11 protein-coding genes are annotated in these 14998 nt (G+C 37.2%); 1 reads left to right on the plus strand and 10 read right to left on the minus strand.

Features of this window, described 5'->3' with window-relative positions:
• Positions 1-31: 31 nt before the first annotated feature.
• From PTZ02_RS15170 to PTZ02_RS15205, 8 genes are all read right to left on the minus strand, one after another.
• Positions 32-2686 (minus strand): DEAD/DEAH box helicase, encoded by a 2655-nt coding sequence (locus PTZ02_RS15170; RefSeq protein WP_274228641.1) that lies wholly within the window; start codon positions 2684-2686, stop codon positions 32-34.
• Positions 2676-3620, minus strand: a complete 945-nt coding sequence (locus PTZ02_RS15175) for a HamA C-terminal domain-containing protein (protein ID WP_274228642.1) — start codon at positions 3618-3620, stop codon at positions 2676-2678. Before PTZ02_RS15175 ends, PTZ02_RS15170 begins: the two co-directional genes overlap by 11 nt.
• A gap of 32 nt (positions 3621-3652) precedes the next feature.
• On the minus strand, positions 3653-6817 hold the full coding sequence (locus PTZ02_RS15180) for a type I restriction endonuclease subunit R (protein WP_274228643.1): 3165 nt from the start codon (positions 6815-6817) through the stop codon (positions 3653-3655).
• 17 nt (positions 6818-6834) lie between these two features.
• Entirely contained in the window at positions 6835-7740 is a 906-nt protein-coding gene (locus PTZ02_RS15185) for an AbiJ-NTD4 domain-containing protein (RefSeq protein ID WP_274228644.1), read from the minus strand.
• A gap of 13 nt (positions 7741-7753) precedes the next feature.
• Positions 7754-8884: a restriction endonuclease subunit S gene (locus PTZ02_RS15190; protein WP_274228645.1), complete on the minus strand. Its 1131-nt coding sequence runs from the start codon at positions 8882-8884 to the stop codon at positions 7754-7756.
• A complete protein-coding gene (locus PTZ02_RS15195; RefSeq protein WP_274228646.1) occupies positions 8871-10472 on the minus strand; it encodes a type I restriction-modification system subunit M in 1602 nt (533 codons plus the stop codon). The genes PTZ02_RS15190 and PTZ02_RS15195 overlap by 14 nt, the downstream gene beginning before the upstream one ends.
• Positions 10473-10557: 85 nt before the next feature.
• A complete protein-coding gene (locus tag PTZ02_RS15200; protein WP_274228647.1) occupies positions 10558-10779 on the minus strand; it encodes a helix-turn-helix domain-containing protein in 222 nt (73 codons plus the stop codon).
• Between the two features lie 2 nt (positions 10780-10781).
• Positions 10782-11660 carry an NBR1-Ig-like domain-containing protein gene (locus PTZ02_RS15205; protein ID WP_274228648.1) on the minus strand — a complete coding sequence of 293 codons (879 nt, stop codon included), beginning with the start codon at positions 11658-11660 and terminating at the stop codon, positions 10782-10784.
• 403 nt (positions 11661-12063) lie between these two features.
• On the opposite strand from PTZ02_RS15205, the gene PTZ02_RS15210 reads away from it, so the two are divergent.
• On the plus strand, positions 12064-12648 hold the full coding sequence (locus PTZ02_RS15210) for a sigma-70 family RNA polymerase sigma factor (RefSeq protein WP_257531235.1): 585 nt from the start codon (positions 12064-12066) through the stop codon (positions 12646-12648).
• A 257-nt stretch (positions 12649-12905) separates the two neighbouring features.
• On the opposite strand, the gene rlmD is transcribed toward PTZ02_RS15210, so the two are convergent.
• Positions 12906-14276: a 23S rRNA (uracil(1939)-C(5))-methyltransferase RlmD gene (gene rlmD, locus PTZ02_RS15215; RefSeq protein WP_274228649.1), complete on the minus strand. Its 1371-nt coding sequence runs from the start codon at positions 14274-14276 to the stop codon at positions 12906-12908.
• Positions 14277-14516: 240 nt separating this feature from the next.
• Positions 14517-14882, minus strand: a complete 366-nt coding sequence (locus PTZ02_RS15220; protein ID WP_274228650.1) for a DUF1540 domain-containing protein — start codon at positions 14880-14882, stop codon at positions 14517-14519.
• Positions 14883-14998 lie beyond the last annotated feature (116 nt).

The raw sequence follows: 14998 nt of genomic DNA on the forward strand, positions 1-14998 counted from the left end.
AACTTAATCCTTCAGAGGCCTTATCTCATTTCTAATCTACAAATAAGTCTGGAATGTTGTATTTGATGATTGCGGCATCTTTCTTCACGCCTTCATTTGAACATTCTAACAGACTCTTTTTTAGTTTTAATTCAGGCTCAGTCTGCGCAATATAGTCTTTTCCATGATTTAAAATATAAAGAGATGACTCACGTGAAAAACCATGCTTCTGGATATTTATTATTTTTTTATTCGTAGAACCATACTCAACAAACTCATACCAGTCATTAGGGACCTTTTCAACCTGTCTTATTTCTTTATAAGCCTTTGATACTTTCAAGAAATAATTTGATATTTTGAAAAGAATGACTTTATCAATAACACTGAGCACATCAGAAATAACTATATTTCTATGTTCACGAGAGTCATTGTAGTCAACGTAGTTGTTATCGATATATAGAGCGTTTTCTGGATTACGCTGCTTATAACTAATAGCCTGAAACATTATTTTGTTTAGACCGTCACCTTGTACCCACTGGCTTAAAATAACAGCATACCAACTAAGCCTACCATGCTTCTTGGAATATTTGCCTACATGTCCTAAAGTTTCAGATTCATATATCTCCCATTTAAATATTCTGCATAGACGCTCCAGAAACGCCAGTAATTTTGCTGAATCAAAGTTACCTTGTTCATCAACCGCAGGGAACTCAAGCCCGTTTTGTGAAATTGCTTGATACAAGGACTCTGACTGGTCAACAGATATTGTTATATCATCATCCTGGATGTATTCTTCGTTGGAAGCAAAAAGGGCTCTGATCTTATCTTCGTCTCCCGGTTTCATTAGCTGCCGAAATTCTTGTCTAACACGACTATTGCGATTTTTCAAAATATCATTTAAGAGAATGATTGCAAATTTACGCATTAGATCATACGAATCTGCTGACTGCTTTTCTGGATATTTCACAAGCTCCACTGTTCCATGTAAAAGGGCTTCTATAACATTTTGCTTTTGTGGTTTTGTAAGTCCTTTTTCAATAGACAATGTCTGTGGTGCTATGTCCTCCTGAAGCAGGCTTACATATTTTTCATTTGCTTTTTCACTACTCGCGACTAGAAATACATTGCCATAAAGATTGTATTCCAAGCGTCCAACACGGCCGATAAGGTTACGGAAATCTACAGCTTTCATATGCTTGCTGCCATTTTTAAAGTCTGTAATAAACAAATTGTCCGCTGGCAAATTAACACCTTCAACAAGCGTACTTGTACAGAATAATGCCGTTATAGAACCTGCCCGGAACAAATCTTCTATTCTCTGACGAATAGACGCTGGCAAGTAACCTATATGATATGCAATGCCCTTGGAAATAAGTTCAGCTAAATAGTAATCTCCATGTATATCATTCTTTATGTCTTTAGCGAGTTCTATCAGCTCTTTATCATTACTCTTTTCAACACGATTAGCAGCAAAATCCCTTGCCGCTACTACTGTCTTACGGGTAGAAGGGAAGTATATAATACACTGTCTTTCTACACCTTTATCATCCTTTTCAAAGCGGAGAAGCACATCTGTCAAGTCCGCGTCTTCAAGTGCTATAGATGTTAAAGGCACCGTTTCCTTTGTATGCTCATTATATACATCTACCTCATTGTCATCTAGATTAATTAAAAACTTAACTTGAGAAACAGGGGAAAATGATGACGCGAGTTTTTGCTTTTTCGACTCATTTGATTCCACGCCTGCTATCAAACTTAAATATATTTCAGGATTAGGAACATTAGGAGACGCAAAAACAAAGTGCGGTCTATGCTCTCGTTCTGAAAGCATATGAACAATTTGGTAATAAAAAGGGCTTCGATTATCAGTACCAGAAAGCTTATGGGCCTCATCAATAAACAAGTAGTCAAGCTGAATATTTTGTTCATTAATAAGGAGATAGAGCAACCGTTCCGGAGTCATGATAAAAATATATCTTCGTTCACTGTTTTCTTCGGAATTTTTCATTAATACAGCATCTCCTGCAGCCGTTACAATGTGATAGTTATTCTCATGTAACATATACTGCAAGTCATCTGTTATCTTTATTCGAACCTCATTAATTAAAGCTTTCGTTGGCACAACAAGCGCAAAATTATTTTTGACACCAGAAAAAATCTGTTGCTTGATGAACATCCTCATTATGTAAGATTTACCCATAGACGTTGGGCCAGAGTAACTGTAATACTCATCGGCAAAATGGTCATACACGATTTTTTGAGCACTCATAAACTGCTTTTCGGGGTCCGCCGGGATTGTATAATATTCCTTTTTGTAACCCGCGAAAATTTTATCAAGAGTGCCAACTCCATCAAACGATGATTTAACAATATTCGTACCCTGATAATTACCAATGCTTGATAGTACAGAACCAGCTATATAAGAGACCTTCTCGTCTTCGGGGTAAATATAATGCAACATTGTGACTATTTCTTGTGCCCACATTTTTTGGGAATCGTAAAGTGTTGCATGATTGGATTTTGAAAGTAGATCTGCAAAAGCGAGAGCATCCTTTATCGGTATCTCGCGCTTCCGGCGTTTATTAAATCCAAAAACCTTGATAGCGTAATTGTATAATATGTCTTCATATATTTTCTTTAGATAGGCATCCTGGTTCAATTCAGCAAAGAAAACATCACCAAACTTCAAGTTCTTTTTATCTGCCATAAGAGTCACCTTCTCTCATGACAGTTTTCATAATGGCCTTCTTGTCATCTTCTGCGTTATCAAAGGGAAGCACGTACACATAGAAAGAACGATTGTTAAGGCTAAGCTTGTTAATCTTTTCTTTTATATAAGGAGCATAGTGTTTAATATCATTGTCCATCTTTTTTTCTAGTGCATCTCGATAATCTGAACTTTTATACCGTGAAGAGTCTAAACCAATTGTGTAACCGAGAAAAATGCCAAAAGCTGTATCTCGATATACATCCTTACCGGGAGCAGGTTTTATAATATCATTTAGTTGGAGAGCCACAGGATCATTAGCGGGCAATTCAAAAACCGTACTATCAACGATCTGTAATTCTTCTGTTGTTCTACCAGATATCTGTTGAATGCACTCGAAGGCCTCATCTATGGCATAACCAAGATCTCCAACAACGCATGAGGTACCAAATATCATCTCATAAGACAGCGTTTTTCCTCCGGAGTTAAGTGCTCGTAAATGCATACCATCACATGCGCTTATCCCAGATTTGACTGATGAATTTAACTCTATCTTGCTGTATATCTTTGGTGCACCCAAAACCGTCTCAAGGAAGGCATACAAAAGTATTTCACCTAGCTCGTTTCCAGTACCTTTCTCATCTGCACGACCACTCTTATACATAAGGTCCAATGCCTCAATACCAACACTAAACTCATCGCCTTCGACACGGAACTGTTCAATCCTTGAACGCGAGAAAACATAATGCCCTATATTTTTACTTATGAATGTACGGAGTGAGTCCTTTGAAAACTTATTATCTATGACTTCTTTTAGCCTGAATAGACGCAGTTCTTCATTTGCAAGCAAGCCAAGACTCTCCGAATGAAGAACCTCTTTAAAGACCTGGTCAAAGCCTCTGCTATTTATGCTCTTTGTTAATGCATTGATCATAAACTACCTCCTACAGTGCCTTCCGAGATATTTTAATCACTATATTTCTTAAAATTCTCAGCTTGCTCCATAACCTTTTCAAATACTTCTTCATCCCATTCAGGAGGATAACCATTTTTATAAAGAAGCACTGTAAGGTCCATGTTGAGTTGATTCTTTATATCATCACGCGATGACCAATCAGCAAACTGTGCTTTATCGTCAACGAGCTCTTTTATCTTTTTAGCAAGAACAAGACATTTTTCATCCTCATATGGAAACCCATGATCGTCACGAACTTTTACAAGAATATCGTAAAAAGCTTTTTCTTCATAGCTGATTCCAAGTTTCTCAAATGAAGACTTATCATCTTGCAAGTCTTTCATTATCTTGAGCAACTGTTCAGACAAGTCATTAACGAAGTCCGAAACAACCTCACTTGTAAATACCAGCTTATCACGGCTGTTATAAGCATCAACAACTTCTTTCAATCGCTCATCAAACTCGATAGCCTTGACTTTATTGGTGCGCCCATAAGCTGTAATAGCTTTGCGCAGAAGCTTCAACAGTGCATTAAACTTTGTAATTGGAAGATTTACATTATCAAGCTCAGCAAGGAAATCGTCGCTGAATAGATCAACAGCTTTATGTTCATCGACAATATTTTCGATACCAGTGCAAGTAATAGCTTCGCGTACCATTTCTTCAACTACGCTATTCATAACTTCTGAATCCGGTGCATCTCCCTTAGTCTGCTTATAAATAATTGAGCGTATTGCTAAGTAGAACTGTGCCTTTGCTGTTTCTTCGTCAGTTAGTTCGCCGGAAGGGAAGCAAATATGGTACGCTCCTTTTAATCTGCGAGATAAGCCCATGAAACGAGTTTGCATATCTTTACTGGCTTGAACATATTCTGCGGCAGCATTTAAGCAATTAAGTCTTTGTATCGGTGTCCCATGATGGAACATCGTAGAATCAAAACTTGAAAGAAGCTCATCTATTAACGCCAAATGGTTACGGAATATAGACAATGAAATATTAAGTTCATCAATCGGGTTTTCTTGAGGGCCACCATATTTTTTGACAGCTTCCATCATGTCATTTTTAATTCCAATGTAGTCCACAACTAAACCTTTATCCTTACCATCAAATACACGATTTACGCGGGAGATCGTCTGAATAAGGCTATGCTTTTGAAGTGGTTTGTCGATATACATGACAGCCAGGGACGGAACATCAAATCCTGTAATCCACATATCAACAACAATCGCAATTTTAAAGTTTGAGTCGTTATTCTTAAACTGTTTGTCTAACATCTTACGATGTTCTTTTGTGCCACATATATCAAACAGTTCTTTCTCATCGTTCTGGCCTTGCGTGGCAACCATATTGATTTTAGGTAAGGCTACAAGTTTATCTAACTGATCTTTTGTCAGATCTGATTCGTTTTCAGCTTTACGAGCCACGAACCAGTCAGGGCGGATAGCTTCTACCGCCTTTAATACTTTAAAAGCCAACGGCCGATCTGCGCATACTATCATTGCCTTTTGCACAATTTCTGGCTTTTCTGCACAGAGCGATTCATAATGAGTCACCATATCAGAAGCCAACTTTTTAATCCTATCAGGATGACCGAGTATAGCTGTCATAGAACTCATAGCGCGTTTGCTTTCTTCAACCTGCTCCGGATTAGAGCCATCAGCTATGCACTGGTCATAATACTTCTGAATTTCTTTTGCCTGTTCGTCAGATACAATTACCCGCGCAAGACGTGGTTCATAAGCAATACGAACCGTTATTCCATCATCACTAGACTCTTTCATTGTATAACTGTCCACAACATTACCAAAGACAGCTATTGTTTCGTCTATCGGAGTTCCTGTGAAACCGCAATATGTAGCATTAGGGAAACTGTCACGCAGGTACTTTGCAAATCCAAAAGTGGTGAATACACCTTTATCAGTTTTCTTAAGCTTCGCACCAACACCAGTTTGCGTTCTATGAGCCTCATCAGAAATACAAATAATATTGCTACGGTCAGAAAGCAAGCTAGTTTTTTCACAAAACTTCTGGATGGTGGTAATGTAAATACCGCCGCTTGGTTTATCTCGCAACGTCTTCTCCATATCTTCACGGCTTTCAATGCTTCGAACATCACTTTCATGTAGATACTTTTTCGCCGTTACAAATAATTCTGAAGTTTGTGTATCCAAATCCTCACGGTCTTCGAGAATGACAATGGTAGGATTACTGAAGGCCTCATTATCTCTCAATGCAATCAAACGTGATAAAAATAACATAGTATAAGTCTTGCCGCATCCGGTAGCACCAAAATATGTACCACCTTTTCCATCACCGGTGGGGCGCATATGTGCTTTAATGTTATCAAGCATTTTCTGCGCAGCAAAGAACTGCGGATAACGGCAAACTATAGCTTCATCCTTCTTACTATCATCTGGATAGAAAATATAGTCTCTAAGAACTTTAGTAACCCGATCTTTTGCAAAAGCACCTTCAATCATGGTGAGCAGAGAGCTTATACCATTTGATACTTTATCTTGATCGTTTGCTTTATTCCACGAGTAATAGAACTTGTATGGTGTGAAAATGCTTCCGAGTTTTGTATTGGCTCCATCACTAATAACAGAAAGAAAACAATACTTCATTAATTTCGGGATATCCCTTTTATAGCGGATTGTAACCTGTTCCCATGCATCATGGATGGTAGTATCTTCTTCGATCGCTGTTTTGAACTCACAAATAGCAATAGGAATACCGTTTATAAACACAAGTAGGTCAGGGCGACGCAAACGCTCTCCCTGAACAGAATACTGATTAACAACCTTAAAAATATTATTACTTGGTTCATCAAAGTCAATGTAGTCCACATGTAACGCGACCTGGCTAATATCATCACGTACCAAGTCAAAACCCTCGTTTACAAGTAAAAATGTCTCGCGGTTTCCGTTATAAAGTGGTGTAGAAGGAATGAGATTAAGACGATTAATAATTTTCTGAATCTCGGCTTCACTCAAACTTTCAGATGCATAACGATCAGCTATAAATGCACGTAGGTCATCAAGAAGAAGGATATCCTCATACTTTCTATGAAGACCCTCCCCCTGGACATAAGTATAGCCTTGTTGTTTGAAAAGCGTAATTATGGCCTGCTCAAGCTCATCTTCAGTAAATTTTCCTTTTTCAAAGATATAATCCAACTTAACCCCTCCTCCTTTTATTGTAAATATTGAATTGCTAAAGCAATTAACGATAAGCATCGGTTAAAAAAGTAATCGTAGTGACGATTATCTGTAATATCAATTTTATTTGTCTCATGATGACGGATTCTAAAATTATTACCAATATCCGTTAGCGCTTTAAATTCTGCATTAAACACAGTAATAAAATCACTTTGCCCATTGCTCATATCCTCAACAACCTTTGTGGCTGATGTTTTTTTATCCATGTTTGTATAATAAGTTTTCAGTCGTTCCAAAGCGTCCCATATTTTTTCAACTGAATCTTGGCGGGCTGCAGGATTTGGTGTTTTATATAATGCAATTGCATCTTTCATTAATTCTCTTGTCCCAACCTCAGAAATTTGTTGAGTTTCCGCTTCTATTTTTGCTGACAAAGGACTATTTTCTACAATGCGTTCAATGATCTTTTCAGTGGTTAAAATAAACAACACCCCAGACTCTACAAATATTTCGTTTATTTCATTTCTGTAGTCATCGAAAACATTTGTTGTATCCAAACAATGAATATACCAATAATTTTTATAACGATCATTATTCCATCCTTCAGAAATATCCTTTATATTTTCAGCAACATATTCTATAAGGTCAATTAATGAATATTGGTCATAATCATCATTATATTGTGGAGCAGCTATATGACCATGTTCATCTCTGAAAATGTTAGGAATTTTTATTGCCATTCTATTTTCAAATTGACTACGGTTAAATTCAATATAATCCTGGCCTACAAAAGAACAATGCTGCTGAAGTTTAAAGATATGTGTTAGATTTTTATAGTATTTTTGGCATATATTTAATAGCAAGGTGTAAACTTCTTTTGAAATTTTACTCGTACGTACGATTGGCTTTCTTAATCCATGACGTTCTGTATATAAACTCATTTTTAACCCTCCTTTACGTATTTGCTTCTTCCAACGCGCCTTTAATTAATATAGGGCATAAGTCTTTTATTTGCTCTTTCAACTTTTCATTTATATCGCGTCTCATAAGATAAGCATTGTAGATTTCAACGATACATTCCTGCACTTTAATTTCTGGTATAGGTATTTTAACATCACACATTTCAGACCAATCGAATGTCTCACGAGCACTGCCCCAAGAATGGAAGCGTGAGTAGCGATCAAACTCGCTTCGACTAAAGAAAATGCGCAGGTAGCTTGGCAACAACTTTTTTATGTTTACTACACGGAAAACTACGTATGAAGAAGAGCATATATATGTCTTTTCGCTTCCATTATGGGCAATCGATATCTTTTCCCCGTTTCTGGAAGTAACCGTTACATATGCAAACTCGTCAGGCGCAACAAGGTAGTACGGCTTTAGCGAGACTCCGTTCATATCGGCTTTTGTATCTATAAATCGTTTTTCAATCGATACACCACGCACGTCATGGACACCATAATCCAAATCATCGTTTCTTTTATCTGAGAGTTCAATATACGGTCCTATTGCCTCGTGTGGTAGTTTAAGACGCAAACGGTCAATATAAGCATCACAAGTCAGCTTTAAATCCTCAAGACCTGTTTCATAGGCTCTCTGGTTTGCAAGCATAGCATTATATATGTCAACATACTTTTGCTGAATCGGTAGCGGTGGGAGTTCGATTTCAAGATCACAGAAATCTTCCCATGCCATACCATCACGAACAGATGAGTCAGTGTGAAACCAAAAATATCTATCGCGTTCGCTAGATTTCAACATCAGAAAAAAGTATTCATGAAGCAAAGAATCATTATCTTTAATTTTAAATACAGTGTAAGCAGGACTCACATGCTTATTATCATCAGTATGATTTAATGCTATAGGAAGTACTTCATCACGTCCAACGTGCATTAGATTACATGCAAAATAATTTGGAGGAACAATTTTATACTTGCTTGTATCTTGTCCTACTTGTTTAGACGGTTCAAAAAATTCTTTATCACGATTTACACCAGAGACATCATAAACAGTAAGATTCGGGTTATTACAAGCCTCCACATACAGTTCAATGTACTTACCAATTTTATGTTTAGTCAATCCCATAACCAATCCCCCTGAACGCTTCTTCGAGCATGGTTTGTGATTTCTTTTCAGCCTTCATCACTTCGCGCATTTCAGCCTGAATACGTGCCATCTCTTTTTCAAAATCAATTTCTAAGTCATGGTCAATGAACTCGATGTATTTGCTTGGTGCAAGAGAATAGTTATTGGAGCGAATTCCATCCTCTCCATCAAGAGATACAGATTTACAAAACTCTGGTTCATCTTTATATAATGATGTATCTGCACTTTGCCAATTACTGTATACTTTCTTTATTTCAGAAATCTGATCATCAGTAAGAACAGTTTTTTTCTTTTTCTTCCCTTTATCAATTACAATTTCTTCAATGTTACCATCCCAGCGGCGCAAATCCATAAATAGTACTTCATTTGTACGGTCACGAAGCTGTCTGCCGCCTGATGTACAAGCTTTTTTATTCATATTAACAATCCATAAAGTGACAGAAATATCTGTGGTATAGAACATGTCACGAGGTAGAACGATAATAGCTTCAATCCTATCTCGTTCAAGCAATTCTTTTCTGATTTCATATTCAACACCATCTGCGTTTAATGCACCATTTGCAAGCAGAAAACCTGCAACGCCTTTATTTACATCTAATTTTGAAATCATATGAAGAATCCATGCGTAGTTTGCATTTGCTACAGGTGGTGTTGAAAAGCCTTTAAACCGAGGATCGTCAGTAAGTTGATCTTCACCACGCCAACCTTTTAAATTAAAAGGCGGATTAGCCATAATATAATCAACTTTTTTGTCTTTGTGTAAATCCTCAGTAAATGTTGAAGCATTTTTTTCACCAAGATTATGCGCAATACCACGGATAGCAAGATTCATTTTACAAAGACGCCATGTGTCGGGATTGCTCTCTTGGCCCAGAATTGAAACGTTCTGGCGATTACCATTATGACGATCTACAAACTTTAGAGATTGAACGAACATACCGCCCGAACCACAACATGGGTCATATACAGTGCCAGAATAAGGTTCAATCATTTCTGCAATCAGTTTAACTACTGAAGCAGGGGTATAAAATTCACCATCTTCCTTTGTTCCGGCAGCAGCATATACCTGAAGAAAATATTCATATACTCGGCCAATCAAATCATCTTCATGAAAGCGCTTCTCATCTATTTTATTTACTTCATCTATTAGATTTTTGATAGCCTCTTTACTTGCCCCAAGGGTTGCAAAAAGATTAAGTGGTAAAGCTCCTTTTAATGGAGTATTACTTTCTTCAATATCTGCCATTGCTTGATCTAGAATAACTGCAATATCATTAGCGCTTGCGTTTTTAACGATATAAGACCACCGTGCAGTTTCCTTCAAATAATATACATTTACTGCATTATAGAACGATACTTTTTCAAGGAAAGCTGGTATATCCCCGTATTGCTCCAATAATTCTGCTCTTCGTCTTTCAAACTTGTCCCCTGCAAACTTTAAAAACACTAATCCTATAACAGCATCTCTATTCTTTTCAGTACTTCCAATCCCACGAAGGGCAACACGACAGTTCCACAAAACGGTCTCCAGTGAAACCGCAACTTCTTTTTTAGCAGCTTTTGCCATAACATTATCCTCTTTCCGGCTCGTGGCGTTCAAATACACCTTGCCATTATTATTTTATAATCTTGTCTGTCCAATAATCTGGACTTTAGTCTTTGTCAGGAGCTTCATCAGCTGCGCCGCCGGAACGAATCCATTCGTCTACTTCTGATAGCTTAAACTTCCACAGTCTGCCTACCTTGTAAGCTGGCATATTCCTTTTTGCAATCCACTGCAGAACGGTATCTCTGCCGATGCCAAGGTATTCCATGACTTCTTTCAAGGTGGACCATTTCTCAATGTTATAATCACTCACGTTGTTAACCTCCATGATTAGGCTTCAAAAATAGTATCAATTGCAACATTGAAAATCCATCTGTAATTTGGAAAGCAGTTATTTCCATCACAGTCTTGCATCTCCCAAATACAATCGAACTTTCCTTCAAAGCCACGGGCGTAAAAGCTCGTGGTTATTTTTATTATTTCACCCGGAGCAGTTTCCGGTATCTCTATTTCCGTTTCACTAGCACTAGGACGGACATCTGTAGCATTTACAAAGACAAGTTTTCTACTGTACCAACTTAGATGTCCAGAATTGTGAATCACCCATGTATGCTCAAAAGTTTCGTAACATTTGGCCTTGTGATTTCTACCTTTATCTTCAACCCAAACATCATCGCCATTATTCAAAGGCCCACAAATCATATTCGGCTCATCTTCAACTCCGAGCACTTGTCGTTGATATTCAGAGATTATGACATTATCAACATCATCATCGCCACGAACAATAAACATTTGAAATTGAACTGCTAATGCCCTTGCAAGATAGCGTTTGTTCACTTCATATGATGCGGGTACACCGAATGAATTCATGCAGTCTCTAACTTTATCGGAATCAAGGTTCGTTTCAAGAAAGTTTTTAAGTTCATCAACCCTTGCCGGTTTTGGGAAACTCGCCTTCATTTCAGGGGTCAACACTCTGTCTTTTGCGTAATGACGCTCATTCTCTAAATATGATGTTGTTCTATGTGTTTTCGACTTTGGCAGCGTAAAGTAGCTACTTCCTCCGGCAATAAAAAATTTGATGATAAAGACACCCTGGTTTTCTTGTTTTACAAGATATCTATAAAGGTCTCTGAAAAATTCAAAACTCTTGATCGTGCTCACCTCACTTGTACCTAGCCTGTACCTACAGTACCTAATAAACACCATTTTGACCTATACGCCTGTACCTACTCGCCTTGGTATTCTTTACTTAGATGGACGAGGAAGACATGCTTACGGTGCTTATACAGATATTTCCACAAACATGGTATCACAATAGACTACAAAAATCAATCATTTAAGGCAAAAACACATGTAAACCATCGTAGACCGACTTTAAGCATTGACTAGCCTCTTCCATCAAACCCACCCCATAGGACATCCCCTGATCAAGGATGATTCCAGACCTATCGGGTGAACAACTAAATAACTGCCACCAGCCACTGGAATAGCTGGTCGCCAATTCTGAAGCGGGAGTAATCCCATTCGGACGGTCGACTATTGCCTTTTTGGGCTGGTGCACGTCATGTGAGCTCTCGCTTCGGTTTCAAGCCGAAGGAGGGCTTATATTATGACAAAGAAAGACAAAAAAACTTATCTCATCCCCATGGAGGTAACAAGAGAGACAATCGAAGCGTACGGTATCAAGAAGGAAGATGTGGTACCAGCAAAAATCGGGAATAAAATAGTATCAGCTATCATGATTCCTACAGATGACGAAGAACTTTATCTTACGTACATGCGTCCCATTTGGGCAGAAATGAAACGTGAAGAACGCAGCCGCCGTTGCATAGTTAGCGATGGCAAGGGAAAACTCAAGCGCTGCGAAATGGACTGTAAGGCCTGCAAGAAGATGAAGGATGGAGCTCCTCTTTCGCTTGAATCTTTCTTCGAGGAAACAGAGCTTGAATTCGAGGACCCAGCTGCTATACAGTGTGAAACAATCCTAACGGCTATGCTCTTTGAAGACCTTCTTGACAGTCTTCGCAACAAGGCTCCTGAGTTGGCACCAATATTTGAAATGCTTTATGACGGAAAATCACAACGTACAATCGCAAACCTTATTAATAAGCCTCAGTCATCGGTTAACGATATGATCAAGCGTATGAGAACAATTCTACAACAACATATTAGCCGAGATGATTTAGGAAGATAACATAGTAGAAGGCAGTAGTTCTGTAATAGGACTACTGCCTTTTACTTCATTCATTTAACAACAGTTCCCTAGTTTCAACCCTATCCAAAAACAGTAGTTCCCTTGTCTCGCAAGGCAAAAAGTAGTTCTATAGCCTCAACCCAAAAATGTTTATTAAGCCTAGGCTACTTTTGAAAGATAAAAAACAAGGTTTCCATCAATCGGTAATTGTTGCCGAAAGTCTGGAAACCTTTGATTTCAAGCTATTTACAGCCTATTTATTTATCTTTCCTTGTTATCAAGGCGACTGTCTCAACGTGTGCAGTTTGAGGAAACATATCTACTGGTTGAACCTTCTTAGTACTATACCCCATATCATCAAGTATTCTTAAGTCTCTTGCTAGTGTACTTGGATCACAAGATACATAAACAATTCTCTTCGGAGATATATTAGCTATGGCTTCTAATAAAGATTGCTCACAGCCTTTTCTTGGAGGATCAACAACCACCACATCAGCCATTACCCCTTTTGATATAAGCTCTGGTATTACTGTTTCAGATTCTCCTACAAAGAATTCAACATTCTCTACATTATTTTCTTTTGCATTTTTCCATGCATCATCTATTGCTTGAGGAACAATTTCTACACCGTATACCTTTTTAGCCTTTTGAGATAAGAAAAGGGTTATAGTTCCTGTTCCACAGTACGCATCAAATACTACTTCCTCTCCAGTTAATTCTGCAAATTCTAAAGCCTTAGAATATAAGGTCTCTGTTTGCATAGGGTTAACTTGGAAAAATGATAATGGTGATATATTGAATTTAAAATCACCTATATAATCTGTAATAACATCTTTTCCCCATAGGGTATTATTTCTCATGCCTAGTATCACATTTGTCTCTTTATCATTTATATTTTGAACTATAGAAGTTAATCCTTCTATGTTGTTCTTCATAACTTCAATAAATTCCTTCTTATAAGGAATCTCTACGCTATTAGTAACTGGAACTATCATAACTTCTCCAGTTTTAAAGCCTTTTCTTATCATTATGTGTCTTAATACACCCTTAGGGTTATATTTCCCATCAATAGTAGCTGGTTGAATATTATATTTCTTCATCCATTCTTTTGTTAATGCCACTACCTTATCCGCAGCCTCATCTTGAATATAGCAGTCCTTAAGATCAATTATATCGTGACTTCTTGGTGCATAAAATCCTATATGGATTTCTCCATTTATTAGCCCTACAGGCAATTGTACCTTATTTCTATATCTATAAGGGTACTCTGCACCTATAGTATCAAGTACCAAGTCTTCAGATAGTTTTCCTATCTTACTTACACAATCCTTAACTCTATCCTTTTTGAAATCTAATTGGCCTCTATATTTCATATGTTGAAGTGTACATCCACCACATCTTTTATAAATAGGACATATTGGTGTTTCTCTATCCTCCGATGGCTCTAATATTTCTAATAGCTTACCAAAAGCATAGGTCTTTTTAACTTTTATAACTAGTACTTTTATTTTTTCGCCCTTAAGCGCGCCTTCTACAAAGATAGGAAATCCATCTACTTTTGCAATTCCTTCTCCTTCATATCCTTGTGAAACTACTTCTAAAATATATTCTTTATTCTTTTCTACCAAAACTATCACCCTTATATATAATGAATTTTTATATCACTACATAACTACTCTTCCTTCTTTTATTTATCATGGAATATATATAGCTTATCAACAAAAAAAATCTCATGCAATAACTTTTCTTAACTTTCTTAGCTTTCTTAATATAAATAAAAAAGGTAAGTGCCTAATTCCCAGTATATAAGCCCTTACCTTCTTCATTATATTTTATTAAGATCCAAGTGCCTTATACATATTAGGAGGCTACCTTTTATTAATAAAGGTTTCACATTCAGTGTTTTGAACACTGGTGGCTCTTGGACCATAAATAAACAAATTATCTGCGCCGCATATACCTTGTTTATTATATATGCATTTTTTAGCGTTACAATGTACTTCTGGTGTCATCAATATCTCATGAAAATCTGAAAACATCTGCTCAATTTCACCAACATAATTAGTGTTACCCATACTCGCTAGTGCATTCATGATTCCTTTTTGTTTAAAGGTATCACATACTGTTTCTGATGAGGATATTGCATCTCTTCCTTTAATTGATATAATATCTGCTGAACAAAGTCCACCTACGTTATTAACACAATTAGTGGCGCTACAACTTAGCTTTCCCATAAGATAACATCTCCTTATCTTGTTTATATATAGGGTTTTTTATAGGAAACTTAATTTATTCACGTATAAATAAGTTATTAGTTAAACTTAAAGCCCTATACTATATTTTCAACCAA

Origin of the sequence: Clostridium sp. 'White wine YQ' (assembly GCF_028728205.1) — a bacterium.
Taxonomy (GTDB): domain Bacteria; phylum Bacillota; class Clostridia; order Clostridiales; family Clostridiaceae; genus Clostridium_T.